This is a genomic window from Streptomyces sp. NPDC103540 (genome assembly GCF_055584445.1).
In genome coordinates, this window is record NZ_JBVJMA010000001.1 from 474,740 (window position 1) to 489,475 (window position 14,736).

Sequence of the window (14,736 nt, forward strand, 5' to 3'; positions counted from 1 at the left end):
CGCCCCGCCGTGGACGGCTACCGATGGGTAGGGCAGCATGGGGCGCCGCACCGCCCACGACGCACCCGGAGGCACCATGGCCGCCACCGCCACCCCCAAGCCGGAGACCCTCAGCGCCTTCGAGGCGGCCAAGGGGTTCATGCCCGTACGGGAGGGCCTCGCCCTGTACGCCGCCGCCGCCGAGGCCGGCGCGCTCGGCCTGCCCCTGCTGGAGGTCGGCACGTACTGCGGGCGCTCCACGATCCTGCTGGCCGACGCCGCCCGCGAGGCCGGCGTGGCCGCCCTGACCGTCGACCACCACCGGGGCAGCGAGGAGCAGCAGCCGGGTTGGGAGTACCACGACCCGACCGTGGTGGACCCGGAGGTCGGACTGATGGACACCCTGCCGACCTTCCGCCGGACCCTGCACCGGGCCGGCCTGGAGGAGCACGTCGTCGCCCTGGTGGGTCGCTCCCCGCAGGTGGCCGCGGTCTGGGGCGGCCCGCTCGGCTTCGTCTTCATCGACGGGGGCCACACCGACGAGCACGCGAACGGCGACTACGAGGGTTGGGCGCCGCACCTCGCGGTGGGCGGGACCCTGGTGATCCACGACGTGTTCCCCGACCCGGCCGACGGCGGACAGGCCCCGTACCGGATCTACCTGCGCGCCCTGGCCTCCGGCGCGTTCGAGGAGACCTCGGTGACCGATTCGCTGCGCGTCCTGCGGCGTACGGGCTCCGGCATCTGAGCGGCGTCCGCGCGCGGACGCCGCCGGGGCGGGCCGCCGGGCCGCCACCCGGACGGGCGTCATACAAGCCGACAGTCACACCACGCCCTCGAACGGCCCAGGGTCCGGACGGGCGTCGGGGGGCCGTTCTAGCATCGCGAGGTGCGCTACGACGACAGCTCCCCGCAGCCCGAGTCCGCCTCCTCGATCAGCCCGGACCGGCCCTGGTACGCGCGCCGCTCCACCCTCGTGGTGGCCGCGGCGGCCCTCGCCCCCACCTGTCTGGCGGGCTGGATGGTGAGCCAGACGCTCTCCGGGTCGGGCTCCGGCCCGGGACAGCCGCGGACCCTGCCGGTGACGGCCTCGCACGCGAGCTCCCCGGGCGCCGACGCGAAGGCCCGGACGGGCGCCCCGGGCTCCGCCTCGCCCACGACGACCGCGACGACCGCGACGGGTTCCCCCGCCGCACCGTCGGGTCCGGCGGGCGCACCGGCCCCGGCCAAGGGCCCCCTGGCCGGCCGGACCGTGGTCATCGACCCCGGGCACAACACCAACAACTTCCAGCACACCACCGAGATCAACCGCAAGGTCGACATCGGCACCACCCGCAAGGAATGCGACACCACGGGCACCACCACCGCCTCCGGGTACAAGGAGGCGGAGTTCTCCCTGGACGTCTCGCGCCGGATGAAGGCGATCCTGGAGGCGCGGGGCGTCAAGGTGGTCCTCACCCACGAGGGCGAGCGCGCCTTCGGCCCCTGCATCGACGAACGGGCCCGGATCGGCAACGCCGCGGTCGCCGACGCCGTCGTGTCCGTCCACGCCGACGGCACCTCCGCGGGCAACCGCGGCTACCACGTCATCCTGCCCGCCCGGGTCAAGGGCGGCGCCGCGGACACCGCCGCGATCGTGGCCCCCTCCCGGGAGCTCGGCGAGAAGATCGGCGCGAACTTCGCGCGCACGACCGGATCGGGACCGGCCAACTACCTCGGTTCGGGCACGGGTTTGGTCGTCCGTGACGATCTGGGAGGCCTCAATCTGTCGACTCGGCCCAAGGTGTTCGTCGAATGCGGCAACATGCGTGACGCCAAGGACGCGGAACGGCTGACGAGTCCGGAGTGGCGCCAGAAGGCCGCGCAGGGCATCGCCGACGGCATCGTCGGATTCCTGGGCGGGTAGCCCCCCGGGGGCATCGCGCCGGGGCGGCCCGCCGCCCCGGTCCTCTCGGCCGCGGGAAACCTCCGTACCATGGTGGCCCGCCACGCTCCAGCCCTGGTCTGCGACCGCGGCACCACGAGACGACCGAGACCGAGAAGGACACCTGAGACGTGAACATCCGCTCCCTCACTCGAGGCGACGGCGTGGTGATCGGAGCAGCGGTGCTGCTGTTCATCGCCTCGTTCCTCGATTACTACTCAGCCACCGGCCTGGACCTCCCGAGCGTGTGGGACACCGACGTCTACGGCCTGGCCCTGCCCACCATCTTCCTGATCGGGTTCATCGCGGCGGGCCTGCTGCTGGCCGGCCGCTTCCTGCCCGAGGGCCGCAAGCTCGCCGGCCTGCCGCTCGCGGCGTGGGGGACCGTACTGGCCGTCTCGGCGGCCTGGTCCTCCCTGTGGTCGCTGATCACCAGCCCCGCCAAGGCCGACCTGGGCGCCGGTTCGATCATCGCCTTCCTGTCCACGCTGGCCCTCGCCGGCGTGGCGATCGCCGGATCGAAGATCCCGGCGCTCGCCGGCCCGCTCGTCCCCGAGTCGCGGCCCGCCGCCGTCCCGCCCTACGGCGGCCAGCAGCAGCAGCCCGGCAGCGGGTACGGCTACCCCGGCGCCCAGCAGCAGCCGGGCTACGGCTCCACCCCGCAGCCGGTCCCGCCCTACGGCGGCACCCCCGCCCCCGGCCCGCAGGACACCCCGGCGCCCGCTCCGGCGGACTTCGCGCCGTTCTGGTTCGCCGTCCCGGTGGCCCGCCCCCTCTTCGGCGAGGACGGCTCCCCCACCCCGATCGCGGAGCTGGCCCCCGGCACCTGGTACCTGGCCGTCGACCAGCGCGGCCCGTCCACGCTGATCGCGCAGACCCAGGACGGCCGGCGCGGCGTCCTGAACGACACCTCGGGCATCCAGCGCGGCTGAACCCGCGCCCCGGCCCCACCGACGGCCCCCCGCCCTTCCGGGCGGGGGGCCGTTGCCCTACAGTCTCCTGACGCATCACCTGACGATCCGTCAGGTACCGTATCCCGTGTCCCGGGTGTCGGATCCCGCTCGCGCCGGACACCGCTGCTACCGCTGGGGGACTTCCATGAGGCTCGGACTCGCACTCGGCTACTGGGGACGCGGCCCCGCCCGGACCCACCTCGACCTCGCCACCGAGGCCGAACGGCTCGGCTACGACTCGGTGTGGACCGCCGAGGCCTGGGGCTCCGACGCCTTCACCCCGCTCACCTGGATCGCCGCCCACACCTCCCGGATCCGCCTGGGCACCGCCATCGCGCAGATGGCCGCCCGCACCCCCACCGCCACCGCCATGCACGCCCTCACCCTGGACCACCTCTCCGGCGGCCGGATGACGCTGGGCCTGGGCCTGTCGGGACCCCAGGTGGTCGAGGGCTGGTACGGGCGCCCCTTCCCCGCGAGCCCGCTCACCGCCACCCGCGAGTACGTCGACGTCATCCGCCAGGTGCTGCGCCGCGAGGCCCCCGTCGCCCTGGACGGCCGCTTCCACCAGCACCCGTACCGCGGCGCCGACGGAACCGGCATCGGCAAGGCCCTCAAGCCCATCACCCACCCGCTGCGCGCGGACCTGCCCGTCCTCCTCGGCGCGGAGGGCCCGAAGAACATCGCGCAGACCACCCGGATCGCGGACGGCTGGCTGCCGCTGTACTGGTCACCCACCCGCACGGACGTCTACCTGGCCTCGCTGAACGACCTCCCCGAGGGGTTCGTGATCGCCCCGATGGCACGGGCCAGGGTCTGCGACGACGTCGCCGAGGGACTGCTCCCGGTCAAGGCGATGCTCGGCTTCTACATCGGCGGCATGGGGCACGCGGCCCGCAACTTCCACGCCGACCTGATGGGGCGCATGGGCTGGGAGGAGGAGGCCCGGCGGATCCGGGAACTGTTCCTCGCCGGCCGCAAGGAGGAGGCGGTCCTCGCCGTCCCGGACGCCTTCGCCGACGAGATCTCCCTGGTCGGACCGCGCGAACGGATCGCGGAACGGCTGGAGCTGTGGCGCAAGGGCCCCGTCACGGACCTGCTCGTCACGGCCCCGGACCCGCACACCCTGCGGGTGCTGGCCGAACTGAACTCCTAGGCCGTCCCTTCCGGAACCGCCGGAGGCTCCGGGTCGGACCGGGGGACGACCTCCAGGAGCCCGGAGACGTCCAGCGGCATCACGGCGATCTCCATCGTGTCACCGCCTTCGAGGACGCAGGCCACGATCCGCGAGCCCGGGTTGATGCTGACGCCCTCCCGGACGGTGGGCACCCGTACGCCGGTGGCGCGGGCCCCGGCCAGGGGGACGGCGGGGCCGCGCCGGGGCTCCCACCGCGCGAGGGCGCCCCCGTCTCCGGGGGCGCCCTGGTCGCCGTGGAAGGTACCGGCGCGCCAGCGGCCCTCGCCCGCGGGCAGCCGGGCCATGCCGGGGATCCCGGCCGGTGGTCCGGCGGCCACCCTCTGACGCTGCTTGCGGCGCACCAGCAGGCCGGCGGCGGCGGCGAGGGCGGCCAGGCACAGGAACTCGATCACGCCGGTCATTCAAACAGCCCGCCGGGCTACCCGCCCAGCTGGGACAGGCTCGGGACCTTGTCGGTGACGGCGGCGCCGGCGTTCTTGCCCGCCTCCTTCACCCCGTTGATGACGTTGTTGAAGGCGTCGATGTCGGCGTCGCCCGCCTGCCCCTTGCGGAGCTTGGTCGCCAGCCCCTTGAGGGACTCGATGCCCGCCGTCAGCGGCGCCACGGCCTTCGACAGCAGCGGGTCGCCCTTGGCGTTCTCGGTGGCGGCCTTCAGCCGGTTGTAGGCGAAGGCACCCGCGAGACCGGCCTTGATGAGCGCGAACGTGCGCCCGCTCGCGCCCTTCTTGAACTTGCCCTCGCGGTAGGGCTTGACGATCCACTGGTACGTCGCCCCGGCCGCGAGTCCGGCGTTGGCGACGAAGCGCGTCTTGGCGAACTTCTGCCGTTCGGCGCTCGTACTGGGCGAGGGGGTGGCCGCGGCGACGGCGTCCTCCTCGGCGGCGGCGGGCTCGGCCGCCGCGAGCGCGGCCAGCTCCGCGACCGAGGCCGAGGAGATCTCCTCGCCGCGGGCCGCGGCGGTCGTACCGCCGCCGCCGGAGGCCGCGTCGCTGCCGCAGGCGGTGGCGCCGGCGAGCAGCGCCGTGGACACGAGAAGGGCCGTCAGGGCGCGGCGCAGTCGGGAGGTTCTGGGTGTGGACACGGTTTCCTCCGGGGACGGGGGCGTCCCCCGCAGCCTCGCCCCGCCGCACCGGGCCCGCCACCGGGCGCGGCCGTTCGGGCGGCGCGGCGTGCGGGCGGCGCGGCGTGCGGGACGCCCCGTACGCCCCGGCGCCCCGGGCCCCTGACCGGCCCGGGCCGCCGGGGCCGCGCGGGGCGGCCCCGGTCGGGGCGGTCGCGTCAACGCCGCCCGGACCCGTTCAGGGCCGGCAGCAGCCCGGCTCCAGGCCCGTCGGCAGTTCGAGGCCGCCGAAGACCTGGCCCGTGGCCTCGTCCCCGCCGAGGGCCGCCACGGCCAGCAGCAGGGAACCCGCCGTCCAGGTCGTCTGTTCCACGGGCCACACCGCCCGGTCCTCGAAGACGTAGCCCGTCCAGTACATGCCGTTGTCGGCGCGCAGGTGCCCGATCGACCGGAGGATGTCCAGTGCCCGGTCCGACTCCCCCGTCGCCCACAGCGCGAGGGCCAGTTCGCAGGACTCCCCGCCCGTCACCCACGGGTTCGGCAGCACGCACCGCACGCCGAGGTCGGCGACGACGAACTCCTCCCACCGCCCGGCGATGCGCTCCCGCGCCTCGGGTCCGGTCAGCGCGCCGGCCAGCACCGGGTAGTACCAGTCCATGGAGTAGCGGGACTTGTCCAGGAACCGTTCGGGATGCCGGCGGATGGCGTGCGCCAGCGCGCCCGTCGCCAGTTCCCAGTCCGGCTGGGGCTCGCCGCGGTGTTCGGCGATGGCCAGGGCGCAGCGCAGCGCCTGGTGGATGGAGGAGGAGCCGGTCAGCAGGGCGTCCGTGACGGGCGTGCCGTCCGCCTCCCGCTTCCAGCCGATCTCGCCGCCCGGCTGCTGGAGCGCGAGGACGAACTCGACGGCGGCCACGACCGCCGGCCACATCCGGTCCAGGAAGGGGTCGTCGCCGGTGGCCAGGTAGTGGTGCCAGACGCCGACGGCTATGTACGCGACGAAGTTCGACTCGCGGCTCGCGTCCTGCGGGGTGTCGGTGTCGACGCCCTCGGGCCGGTCGGCGTAGGCCGCGTACCAGGAGCCGTCCCGGTTCTGGTGGCGGGCCAGCCAGTCGTAGGCGCGCTCGGCCGCCTCGTGTTCGCCGGCGGCGTCGAGGGCCATGGCGGCCTCGGTGTGGTCCCACGGGTCCAGGTGGTGGCCGCGGAACCAGGGGATGGCCCCGTCGGACCGCTGGACGTCGAGGATCCCGGCGACGGTCAGGGCGGCCTGTTCGGCGGTCAGGACGCCTTCCAGGACGAGGTGTTCGGGTGCGGTGCGCCCCGGCGAGCTCACTGGGCCGCGCCGACGGGGAGGTGCGGCTTGGTCGCGTAGGCCACGAAGCTCTTGCCGATGACGGGGTTGAGGGCCTGCTCGGCGAGGCGGGTGACCAGGGGCTTCTTCATGATGTCCCAGACCAGGAGCTTGTGGTACGCCTTCACGGGCAGGGCCTGGTCGTTGTCGACGCCGAAGGCGCACTTGAGCCACCAGTACGGGGAGTGCAGTCCGTGCGCGTGGTGGGTGCCGTACGGCTTGAGGCCGGCGGCCTCCATCTTGCCGAGCAGTTCGTCGGCCTTGTAGATGCGGATGTGGCCGCCCTCGACCTCGTGGTAGGCGTCGGAGAGGGTCCAGCAGATCTTCTCCGGGCCGTAGCGCGGGACGGTGATCGCGATGCGGCCGCCGGGCTTGAGGACGCGGACCATCTCGGCGAGCACGCCCTTGTCGTCGGGGATGTGCTCCATCACCTCGGAGATGATGACGACGTCGAAGGAGTCGTCGGGGAAGGGCAGCGCGAGGGCGTCGCCCTCCATGGCCGTCGCGGTGGCGCCGGCGGGCGCCTCGCCCGCCTCCTTCATGGCGGCGAACCACTTGGCGACCTCGCGGATCTCCTCGCCGTTGCGGTCCACGGCGACCACCTGGGCGCCGCGCCGGTAGCACTCGAAGGCGTGCCGGCCTGCGCCGCAGCCCAGATCGAGCACGCGGTCGCCTGCGGCGAGCGGGAACCTGGAGAAATCGACGGTCAGCACGGGGGCCTGCCTTCGCTGTCGCGGGGGTGAAGGGTGATGCGGATGGTGCGGGAATGACGGGAGGGGCTGGAGAGGCGGGCGGGACGGAGGGGACGGTCGGGACGCGAGGGCGCCGACGTGGTCACCGCGAAGGTCACCGGGTGGATCGGCGGTCGCGCCCGGCGTCCGAGGCCCGCTGCCGCTCGATGGCGGCGCGGTAGTGCCGGACGGTGCCTTCGGCGGCCTTGGCCCAGGTGAAGCGGGCCAGGACGCGTTCGCGACCGGCCTCCCCGAGGCGGGCGCGCAGGGCGGCGTCCCCGAGCAGTCGGCCCAGGGCCCCGGCCAGGGCCCCCGCGTCGCCGGGCGGCACGGCCAGGCAGGTCTCTCCGTCGGGTCCGGTCACCTCGGGGATGGCCCCGCCGGTGGTGGCGACCAGCGGGGTGCCGGTGGCCATGGCCTCGGCGGCCGGGAGCGAGAAGCCCTCGTAGAGGGAGGGCACGCAGGCGACCTGGGCGCCGCGCACGAGGTCGACCAGTTCGGCGTCGGTGATGCCCTTGACGAAGCGGACCGCGTCCTGGAGGTCGTACTTCTCGATCGCGCGGGCGACCGGTCCGCTCTCGGCGCGTTTGCCGACGACGACGAGGTGGGCGTCGGGGCGTTCGGTGCGCAGCTTCGCGAGGGCCTCGACGAGGTGCACCAGGCCCTTGAGCGGCACGTCGGCGCTGGAGGTCGTCACGATCCGCCCGGGGACCTCGGCGACGGAGGCGTCGGGCGACCACAGGTCGGTGTCGGCGCCGATGTGCACGACGTGGATGCGCCGGTCGGGGACGCCGAGGTGTTCGGCGATCTCCTGCCGGGAGGATCCGGAGACGGTCAGCACGGAGTCCAGGCGTCGGGCGACGCGGCCCTGCATGCGGGTGAAGGCGTACCAACGGCGTACGGAGGCGCGCTTCTTGCGGTCCTTGGCGGCCGCGAGGTCGAGCCTGCGGTCCACGGTGATCGGGTGGTGGACGGTCGTCACCAGGGGGGCGCCGAGGTCGGCCAACAGGCCGTAGCCGAGGGTCTGGTTGTCGTGGATGACGTCGAACTCGCCCGCGCGGGCGCGCAGGTGGCGGCGGGCGCGCAGCGAGAACGTCAGCGGCTCGGGGAAGCCGCCGGTCCACATCGTCGCGACTTCCAGGGCGTCGATCCAGTCCCGGTACTCGTCGCGCTTGGGCGTGCGGAACGGGTCGGGGCTGCGGTACAGGTCCAGGCTCGGCAGTTCGGTGAGCGTGGCGCCGGTGTCGAGGACCGGGTAGGGCTGCGCGCCGATCACCTCGACGGAGTGGCCCAGCTTCACGAGCTCGCGCGAGAGGTGGCGGACGTAGACGCCCTGACCGCCGCAGAACGGGTTCCCCTTATAGGTGAGGAGTGCGATGCGCAACGGGCGGTCGCCGTCGGTGGCGGATCCCTCGAAAGGGCTCGTCACCATGGCCTCAGCGGTCACTCTCGGCCCCCTTCTCCCTGCACTTTCGCCGGAGCGTAACCGCTCGGATAATGTAGAACAAGTTTCAGACTTGATCCGTCGAAGACCATTGAATCTACCGGCCGGAAACCACACCGTAAGAGGCGGAGCAGGTGATTCGCGCCACGGCTCGCACGCCTGACATGCTGACCTCCGAACCATCCCGGAATCAGCCGCCGCAACGACACGGAACGCCAGGAACGGGACACATGACAGCGGAAGCGAAGGCCGTCACGAAACCGGCGACCACACCGGCGTCCCCTCCCCTGACGGAACGCCAGGAGGCACGCCGCCGCCGGATCCTGCACGCCAGCGCGCAGCTGGCCAGCCGGGGCGGCTTCGACGCCGTCCAGATGCGGGAGGTCGCGGAGGCCGCCGGCGTCGCGCTCGGCACGCTGTACCGGTACTTCCCCTCGAAGGTGCACCTGCTGGTGGCCACCATGCAGGACCAGCTCCAGCACATGCACACGACGCTGCGCAAGCGCCCCCCGGCGGCGGAGGACCCGGCGGAGCGGGTCGCGGAGACCCTGATGCGGGCCTTCCGCGCCCTGCAACGGGAACCGCACCTGGCGGACGCCATGGTCCGCGCCCTGACCTTCGCGGACCGCAGCGTGAGCCCCGAGGTGGACACGGTCTCGCGGCTGACCACGGCGATCGTCCTCGACGCGATGGGCCTGGACGCCCCGCCGACGGCGCAGCAGCTCTCGGCGGTCCGCGTCATCGAGCACACCTGGCACTCCGCCCTGATCACCTGGCTCTCGGGCCGCGCCTCGATCGCCCAGGTCAAGATCGACATCGAAACGGTCTGCCGCCTGATCGACCTGACGTCCCCGGAAAAGTCCTGATCCCACCCCCACCCCTCCCACCCGGGCCCCGCGTGGAACACCGGGTTCCGGGGACGCCCCCGACCAGGGCGCGCCGCCCCGCGCGAGAGCACGGGGCGGCGCGCCCGGACGGCATGCACCACAAGCCCTTCACGCTCACCGGTCGACCGCCTCGACGTTGCCGACCGCCGTGGTGAACTCCCGACCCGACGCGCCCCGGATGTAGGCCAGTTCCACCCACCGTTCGAAGGCCGCGGAGTCCGAGACGTTCTCGTTGACCACGGCCATCAGCACGCCTTCGACTCCGGAGGCGATGTCACGCACGCGACTGCGCAGAAGCGGGTGCGGCAGATACCCGAAGCACCCGCTCATCGAGCGCCTCCCTCGAAGCCGTCGAGGAACCGCTCCCAGCCGACCAGAGCCCGATCGAGCAGGTCCACCCCGGGCTCCACCAACCCCTCCAGCCCCGGCGGGCGAACCCCCACCCCCTCGCCGCCACCCGTGTGGCAGGCGCACCGACACGGCTCCGAGGCCGGCTCGACCGTGATCCGACGCATGGAGACCACCCCTTCCCACAAGACCTTGCAGCCTCTCTAGAGATGTGACCACTACAGCGAACCCACCCGCCCTCGTCAAGAGATCTCTAGAGAACTTCACCGAAGAGGTGGAACGGAGACGTCGATCCGATGCGTGCGAGACCCTCCTCGTGGACCTAGGGTGTCTAGAGAGGAGAAGGAGTGATCGGTTCCATGACCAGCGAGGACGGTTCCCGGCAGCCGAAGTACCGGCGGATCGCCGAAGCGTTGAAGGCATCCATCGCGTCGGGGGAGTACGGGCCCGGCGATCGGCTGCCCGGGGAGAACGAGCTCATGGCCCGGTACGAGGTCGCTCGGATGACCGCTCGCCAGGCGCTCGGGGTGCTCCAGAGCGAAGGGCTCGCGGAGGCGCGCAAGGGCGTCGGCGTCTTCGTCCGGGCCTTCAGGCCCCTGCGGCGGCGCGGAATCCAGCGGCTCGCGCGGGAGCGTTGGGGCTCGGGGCGGTCCGTTTGGTCCACCGACACCGAGGAGCGCGAGCTCCTCGTCGACCAGGTCGACGTACGGGAGGAGGACGCCGACGAGCGCGTGGCCGACGCCCTCGACGTCCCCGCCGGCGCCCGGGTCTGGGTACGCGAGCGCCGCTTCGTGCTCGACGGCAAGCCGGTGCTCCTCGCGACCTCGCACCTGCCCTCGGACATCGTCGCCGACTCCGCCGTCACCACGCCCGACACCGGCCCCGGCGGTACGTACGCACGGCTGGCCGAGCTGGGCCACGAGCCCGTCCACTTCCGTGAGGAGATCCGCTCCCGGATGCCCTCGGCGGACGAGGCCGAACGTCTGGCCCTGTCCATGGGCACGCCCGTCATCCGCATCGTCCGTACCGCCTTCACCCGCGACGGCCGGGTCGTGGAGGTCAACGAGATGACCCTGGACTCCGCTTCCTACGTGCTGGAGTACGACTTCGACGCCTAGGCGGTCCGCCGCGGGTCGGGCGGGTCTTGCATCATGGGCCGGGTGAACACCGAAACCTGCGATCCCGTCGAGTTGGCCGCCCTTCGGGCGTTGTTCGCCGCGAGGCCCGGCGCCGCGCCCGCGGCCGGGTGGGAGGCGGTGCGGGCCTTCGAGGCGGAGCACGGCGTCGTGCTGCCGGAGCCCTACCGCACGTTCGTGGCGGAGGTCTGCGACGGGCTGCCCGACGGTCCGCCCCACTACGGGCTGCTGCCCCTCGCGGACACGCCGTCGGACTGGGGCCAGGGCCGGCCCGAGCGCCGGTTGGCCGAGCCCTTCCCGCTCACGGCGGCCTGGCTGTGGGAGGCGGAGGAGGACGGGGCGACGCTGTCGGTGGAGGAGTTCGAGGCCCGGACGGACCCCGTGTTCGACCACGGCTCGCTGCTGCTGGGCACCGACGGCTGCGGCATGTACTGGCACCTGATCGTCACCGGCCCGCAGCGCGGCCACGTCTGGCAGATCGCCGGCGAGGGCGCGATGCCCTTCGGCCCCGAGTCGCCCGACGCCGTGATGCCCGGCACCCCCGGCTTCACGGGCTGGGCGACCCACTGGGCCGAGGGCCGCGACTGGTTCCCGTAGCCGCGCCGACGCCCGCGCTCAGCCGTGGTGGGGGGCGCGGGTGGCGGCGTCGCGACGGAAGGCCTCGTCGCAGGCGGGGTCGTGGCGTCGGGCCAGGAGGGAGAGGGTGTCCATCAGGCCGCCGTTGCCCAGCTCCAGGCTCCAGGGGCCGCTGTCGAGCCGGGTCGCCGGTACGGGGCCCTCGCGGCGGGCCGTGACCCGCCAGCCCCGCTGTTCCAGCGCCGCTTCGAGCGCGGCCGTCCCGGCCTCGTCGGCGGGGCCGACGCCCGTCCAGTACGCCACGCAGTCGGCCGTGGCGCCCTGCGGCGCGGGATCCGGTGCGCCGCCGCCGACCCCGGCGGCGGCCGTGGCGGCGGTCAGCTCCGCGAGGACCACGTCGCGCGCGGCGTCCTTCCCGGTACGGGCGGGGACCTCCACCCCCGACTCCACCGGGACCCAGCCCATCGGGTCCCGCGGCGTCGGGGCGGACACCAGGGTGGTCCCGAACGCCACGACGGCGCCCAGGGCCATGACCACGCCTGCGGCCGCGAGTGCCGACCTGACCACGTTCACGCCGTGCTCCCGTCCTCCGCCGCCGGGCCGCGGCGCGGCCCGCGACGGCGGAGGTCAGGGTATGCGATCACCCGAGCGCCCTAGCGGTTCCGCCAGTTGACGAAGGACACCTCTTCGGTCAGCTCCACGCTGATCTTCCTCTGCCGAAACGTCGCGTCGCTCAGGAGCCCGTACAGGAACGCCCCCATGCCGAGAGGGTGCAACTGCATCTCGGGGCTGGTGTGTCGTCCGCAGATCAGGACCGGCCATCGATCCGGGTCGTCGTCCGTGGTCACCCAGCAGTAGATGTCCGCGCCCGACGTCACGGCCCAGGCCACGACGGACTCGGGGTCCACGTCGAAGTCGGCTTCGTCGCGACACATCTCCCAGGTCTCGCGGGCGTGTTCCGTCTCCTCCCGCAAGCCCGGACCGTCCCTGTACGGGTATCCCTCGGCCCGCAGCGCCGGCAGCAGGACGCTGATTCCGTCGCTGATCACCCCCGACCCGTACACCTCCATGAAGCGGACGTAGTCCGAGGGGAACCGGGTCCCCCAGGCCGCCTCGACCTCGTCCCAGTCGACCCGCTCGTCGACCCCGTCGGTCACCGGCATGAGCCCGGCGAGTGCCGCCACCGCTTCCGTCCCGCGCACGTCCCCACCCTTCGTCCCGCCGCCCGCACCGCGCGGCGCTCGTCTCGAAGGGCCCAACCTACGAGGACCGGCTCCACGGCGGATCTCCAGGGCCCCGCCTCCGGAGCCCTGGAGATCCGTCAAGGAGACGGCCTAGTCCTCGGGCGGGAACACCGGTTCGCCGGTCGCGGCCACGGTGATGAGGATGGCCTCGACCGGGCAGCCCTCGGCCGCCGTCAGGGTGGGTTCGTTGGCGTCGGTCTGGGGGGTGCGCGGGTGGGACTGGCGGGCCGAGTCGAGACTGAAGCCGTCCGGGGCGTGGTTCACGCAGAAGCCGGAGCCGATGCAGACCCCGCGGTCCACCTCGACCTGCCAGCGGTCCCCCATCACGCACCCGCCGGCAGGTGGATCATCTTGTGCTCCAGGTACTCGCTCAGGCCCTCGGGCCCGAACTCCCTTCCCACGCCGCTGTTCTTGTAGCCGCCGAAGGGGCCGAGCATGTCCAGGCTGAAGGTGTTGACGTTGAAGGTGCCGGTGCGCACGCCCCGCGCGAAGTCGACGCCGTGCTCGACGTCGGCCGTCCAGACGCTGCCGCTGAGGCCGAACTCCGAGTCGTTGGCCACCCGCAGGGCCTCCTCCTCGTCCCCGTAGGGGATCAGGCAGACGACGGGGCCGAAGATCTCCTCGCGGGCGATCCGCATCGAGTTGTGGACCTCGCCGAAGAGGGTGGGCTCGACGTACCAGCCGCGTTCCAGGCCCTTGGGGCGGCCGCCGCCGGTGAGGACCTTGGCGCCCTCCTCCTGGCCGATGCGGATGTAGTCGAGGGAGCGCTGTTGCTGGCGCCGCGCGACGAGCGGGCCGAGCTGGGTCGCGGGGTCGAGCGGGTCGCCGACGACGAGGGCCCCGGCCGCCGCCACGAGGGCGTCGGCGATCTCCTCGTAGCGCCCGCGCGGGGCGAGGATCCGGGTCTGCGCCACGCAGGCCTGGCCGTTGTTCATCCAGGCGGCCGGGACGATGCCGGCGACGGCGGCGTCGAGGTCGGCGTCGGGCAGGATCACGGCGGCGGACTTGCCGCCCAGCTCCAGGGTGACCCGGGTCAGGTTGCGGGCGGCGACCTCCATGACGCGCCGACCGGCCGGCACCGAACCGGTGAAGGCGACCTTGTCGACGCCCGGGTGCCCGACCAGGTACTCGCTGACCTCCCGGTCGGCGGGCAGGATCGACAGCACCCCCTCGGGCAGCCCGGCCTCCCGCGCGATGTCGGCCAGGATGTAGGAGTCCAGCGGCGCCTCGGGCGAGGGCTTGAGGATCACCGAACAGCCGGTGAGCAGCGCGGGCGCGAGCTTCGCCGCGGCCACGAACTGCGGGACGTTCCACGGGATGACGGCGGCCACGACCCCGACGGGCTCGCGGCGCACCAGGATCGGGCCGAGCGCGCCCTGGCGGCGTTCCTCGTAGGGGTACGCGGCGGCGACCTTGAGGGCGGAGTCGTAGACCATCATCGCGCCGAGGGCCTGGGCGAGGACGCTCCAGGAGTACGGGGACCCGTTCTGGGAGCTGATGGAGCGGGCGATCTCCTCGTGGCGGACGGCGATGGCGTCCTTGATGCGGGAGACGACCGCGATGCGCTCCTCCAGGGTGGTGCGCGGCCAGGGGCCCTCGTCGAAGGCCTTGCGGGCGGCGGCGACGGCGCGGTCCACGTCGGCCTCGGCGGCGTGCGGGACGGAGCCGATGACCTGCTCGGTGTGGGGGGAGACGATCCGGATGGTGTCGGTGCCCAGCGGATCGGTCCATTCCCCGCCGATGAACAGTTGTCCGTGTTCCACGAGCTCGGTCATCGCCGCTGCCTCCTGGGGCCGGTTCGCGTTTCGAAAACTGATACCAGTTCTAGTTGGAGGAGTCCACGGCCAGGACGGAACAGCCCGGAAGATCTGCCGACTGGTCAGGAAGGCGGGAAGATGGTCGACTTGG

At 73.2% G+C, this 14,736-nt stretch carries 18 protein-coding genes; 7 read left to right on the forward strand and 11 right to left on the reverse strand.

Annotated features, from left to right (window positions below):
* The first annotated feature begins 76 nt into the window (after nucleotides 1-76).
* From ACZ6ZI_RS02105 to ACZ6ZI_RS02120, 4 genes are all read left to right on the forward strand, one after another.
* Entirely contained in the window at nucleotides 77-727 is a 651-nt protein-coding gene (locus tag ACZ6ZI_RS02105; RefSeq protein ID WP_469515798.1) for a class I SAM-dependent methyltransferase, read from the forward strand.
* A 141-nt stretch (nucleotides 728-868) separates the two neighbouring features.
* Nucleotides 869-1,885, forward strand: a complete 1,017-nt coding sequence (locus ACZ6ZI_RS02110) for an N-acetylmuramoyl-L-alanine amidase (protein WP_469514601.1) — start codon at nucleotides 869-871, stop codon at nucleotides 1,883-1,885.
* 149 nt (nucleotides 1,886-2,034) lie between these two features.
* Entirely contained in the window at nucleotides 2,035-2,835 is an 801-nt protein-coding gene (locus ACZ6ZI_RS02115; protein ID WP_469514604.1) for a DUF5336 domain-containing protein, read from the forward strand.
* A gap of 166 nt (nucleotides 2,836-3,001) precedes the next feature.
* Nucleotides 3,002-4,012, forward strand: coding sequence for an LLM class F420-dependent oxidoreductase (locus ACZ6ZI_RS02120; RefSeq protein ID WP_469514607.1), 1,011 nt, complete (start codon nucleotides 3,002-3,004; stop codon nucleotides 4,010-4,012).
* Here the strand turns inward: ACZ6ZI_RS02120 and ACZ6ZI_RS02125 are convergent.
* The 5 genes from ACZ6ZI_RS02125 to ACZ6ZI_RS02145 all read right to left on the reverse strand — a co-directional run bounded on the left by ACZ6ZI_RS02125 (nucleotide 4,009) and on the right by ACZ6ZI_RS02145 (nucleotide 8,640).
* Nucleotides 4,009-4,446 (reverse strand): hypothetical protein, encoded by a 438-nt coding sequence (locus ACZ6ZI_RS02125; RefSeq protein WP_469514609.1) that lies wholly within the window; start codon nucleotides 4,444-4,446, stop codon nucleotides 4,009-4,011. The genes ACZ6ZI_RS02120 and ACZ6ZI_RS02125 overlap by 4 nt on opposite strands.
* A 26-nt stretch (nucleotides 4,447-4,472) precedes the next feature.
* Nucleotides 4,473-5,135 (reverse strand): hypothetical protein, encoded by a 663-nt coding sequence (locus ACZ6ZI_RS02130; protein WP_363061638.1) that lies wholly within the window; start codon nucleotides 5,133-5,135, stop codon nucleotides 4,473-4,475.
* Between the two features lie 217 nt (nucleotides 5,136-5,352).
* Nucleotides 5,353-6,444, reverse strand: coding sequence for a prenyltransferase/squalene oxidase repeat-containing protein (locus tag ACZ6ZI_RS02135; RefSeq protein WP_469514611.1), 1,092 nt, complete (start codon nucleotides 6,442-6,444; stop codon nucleotides 5,353-5,355).
* Nucleotides 6,441-7,175 carry a class I SAM-dependent methyltransferase gene (locus ACZ6ZI_RS02140; RefSeq protein ID WP_363061634.1) on the reverse strand — a complete coding sequence of 245 codons (735 nt, stop codon included), beginning with the start codon at nucleotides 7,173-7,175 and terminating at the stop codon, nucleotides 6,441-6,443. The genes ACZ6ZI_RS02135 and ACZ6ZI_RS02140 overlap by 4 nt, the downstream gene beginning before the upstream one ends.
* Before the next feature lie 133 nt (nucleotides 7,176-7,308).
* The gene (locus ACZ6ZI_RS02145; protein ID WP_469514615.1) at nucleotides 7,309-8,640 is read right to left on the reverse strand and encodes a glycosyltransferase family 4 protein; all 1,332 of its coding nucleotides are present in this window, start codon (nucleotides 8,638-8,640) and stop codon (nucleotides 7,309-7,311) included.
* A 227-nt stretch (nucleotides 8,641-8,867) separates the two neighbouring features.
* Here ACZ6ZI_RS02145 and ACZ6ZI_RS02150 point away from each other — a divergent pair, with 227 nt between their 5' ends.
* A complete protein-coding gene (locus ACZ6ZI_RS02150) occupies nucleotides 8,868-9,503 on the forward strand; it encodes a TetR family transcriptional regulator (RefSeq protein WP_363061630.1) in 636 nt (211 codons plus the stop codon).
* Nucleotides 9,504-9,638: 135 nt separating this feature from the next.
* Here ACZ6ZI_RS02150 and ACZ6ZI_RS02155 read toward each other — a convergent pair whose 3' ends face one another.
* Both ACZ6ZI_RS02155 and ACZ6ZI_RS02160 read right to left on the reverse strand, forming a co-directional pair.
* A complete protein-coding gene (locus tag ACZ6ZI_RS02155; RefSeq protein WP_469514619.1) occupies nucleotides 9,639-9,854 on the reverse strand; it encodes a hypothetical protein in 216 nt (71 codons plus the stop codon).
* On the reverse strand, nucleotides 9,851-10,039 hold the full coding sequence (locus tag ACZ6ZI_RS02160; protein ID WP_469514621.1) for a hypothetical protein: 189 nt from the start codon (nucleotides 10,037-10,039) through the stop codon (nucleotides 9,851-9,853). Before ACZ6ZI_RS02160 ends, ACZ6ZI_RS02155 begins: the two co-directional genes overlap by 4 nt.
* A gap of 192 nt (nucleotides 10,040-10,231) precedes the next feature.
* Here ACZ6ZI_RS02160 and ACZ6ZI_RS02165 point away from each other — a divergent pair, with 192 nt between their 5' ends.
* On the forward strand, nucleotides 10,232-10,990 hold the full coding sequence (locus ACZ6ZI_RS02165; RefSeq protein ID WP_469514624.1) for a GntR family transcriptional regulator: 759 nt from the start codon (nucleotides 10,232-10,234) through the stop codon (nucleotides 10,988-10,990).
* Nucleotides 10,991-11,023: 33 nt separating this feature from the next.
* Nucleotides 11,024-11,605, forward strand: a complete 582-nt coding sequence (locus ACZ6ZI_RS02170) for an SMI1/KNR4 family protein (RefSeq protein WP_469514626.1) — start codon at nucleotides 11,024-11,026, stop codon at nucleotides 11,603-11,605.
* An 18-nt stretch (nucleotides 11,606-11,623) separates the two neighbouring features.
* On the opposite strand, the gene ACZ6ZI_RS02175 is transcribed toward ACZ6ZI_RS02170, so the two are convergent.
* The 4 genes from ACZ6ZI_RS02175 to ACZ6ZI_RS02190 form a co-directional block, all read right to left on the reverse strand.
* On the reverse strand, nucleotides 11,624-12,157 hold the full coding sequence (locus tag ACZ6ZI_RS02175) for a hypothetical protein (RefSeq protein WP_469514629.1): 534 nt from the start codon (nucleotides 12,155-12,157) through the stop codon (nucleotides 11,624-11,626).
* Nucleotides 12,158-12,237: 80 nt separating this feature from the next.
* Entirely contained in the window at nucleotides 12,238-12,786 is a 549-nt protein-coding gene (locus ACZ6ZI_RS02180) for an SMI1/KNR4 family protein (RefSeq protein ID WP_469514632.1), read from the reverse strand.
* Between the two features lie 132 nt (nucleotides 12,787-12,918).
* Entirely contained in the window at nucleotides 12,919-13,152 is a 234-nt protein-coding gene (locus ACZ6ZI_RS02185) for a ferredoxin (RefSeq protein ID WP_363061624.1), read from the reverse strand.
* Nucleotides 13,152-14,603: an aldehyde dehydrogenase gene (locus tag ACZ6ZI_RS02190; protein WP_469514637.1), complete on the reverse strand. Its 1,452-nt coding sequence runs from the start codon at nucleotides 14,601-14,603 to the stop codon at nucleotides 13,152-13,154. Before ACZ6ZI_RS02190 ends, ACZ6ZI_RS02185 begins: the two co-directional genes overlap by 1 nt.
* Nucleotides 14,604-14,736 lie beyond the last annotated feature (133 nt).

What these genes read in the sequence shown, in the direction of transcription:
- ACZ6ZI_RS02165 (WP_469514624.1), top strand. Translation starts at nt 10,232, where the DNA reads ATGACCAGCGAGGACGGTTCCCGGCAGCCGAAGTACCGGCGGATCGCC.
- ACZ6ZI_RS02190 (WP_469514637.1), bottom strand. Translation starts at nt 14,603, where the DNA reads ATGACCGAGCTCGTGGAACACGGACAACTGTTCATCGGCGGGGAATGG.
- ACZ6ZI_RS02150 (WP_363061630.1), top strand. Translation starts at nt 8,868, where the DNA reads ATGACAGCGGAAGCGAAGGCCGTCACGAAACCGGCGACCACACCGGCG.
- ACZ6ZI_RS02105 (WP_469515798.1), top strand. Translation starts at nt 77, where the DNA reads ATGGCCGCCACCGCCACCCCCAAGCCGGAGACCCTCAGCGCCTTCGAG.
- ACZ6ZI_RS02160 (WP_469514621.1), bottom strand. Translation starts at nt 10,039, where the DNA reads ATGCGTCGGATCACGGTCGAGCCGGCCTCGGAGCCGTGTCGGTGCGCC.
- ACZ6ZI_RS02170 (WP_469514626.1), top strand. Translation starts at nt 11,024, where the DNA reads ATGGGCCGGGTGAACACCGAAACCTGCGATCCCGTCGAGTTGGCCGCC.
- ACZ6ZI_RS02185 (WP_363061624.1), bottom strand. Translation starts at nt 13,152, where the DNA reads ATGGGGGACCGCTGGCAGGTCGAGGTGGACCGCGGGGTCTGCATCGGC.
- ACZ6ZI_RS02155 (WP_469514619.1), bottom strand. Translation starts at nt 9,854, where the DNA reads ATGAGCGGGTGCTTCGGGTATCTGCCGCACCCGCTTCTGCGCAGTCGC.
- ACZ6ZI_RS02120 (WP_469514607.1), top strand. Translation starts at nt 3,002, where the DNA reads ATGAGGCTCGGACTCGCACTCGGCTACTGGGGACGCGGCCCCGCCCGG.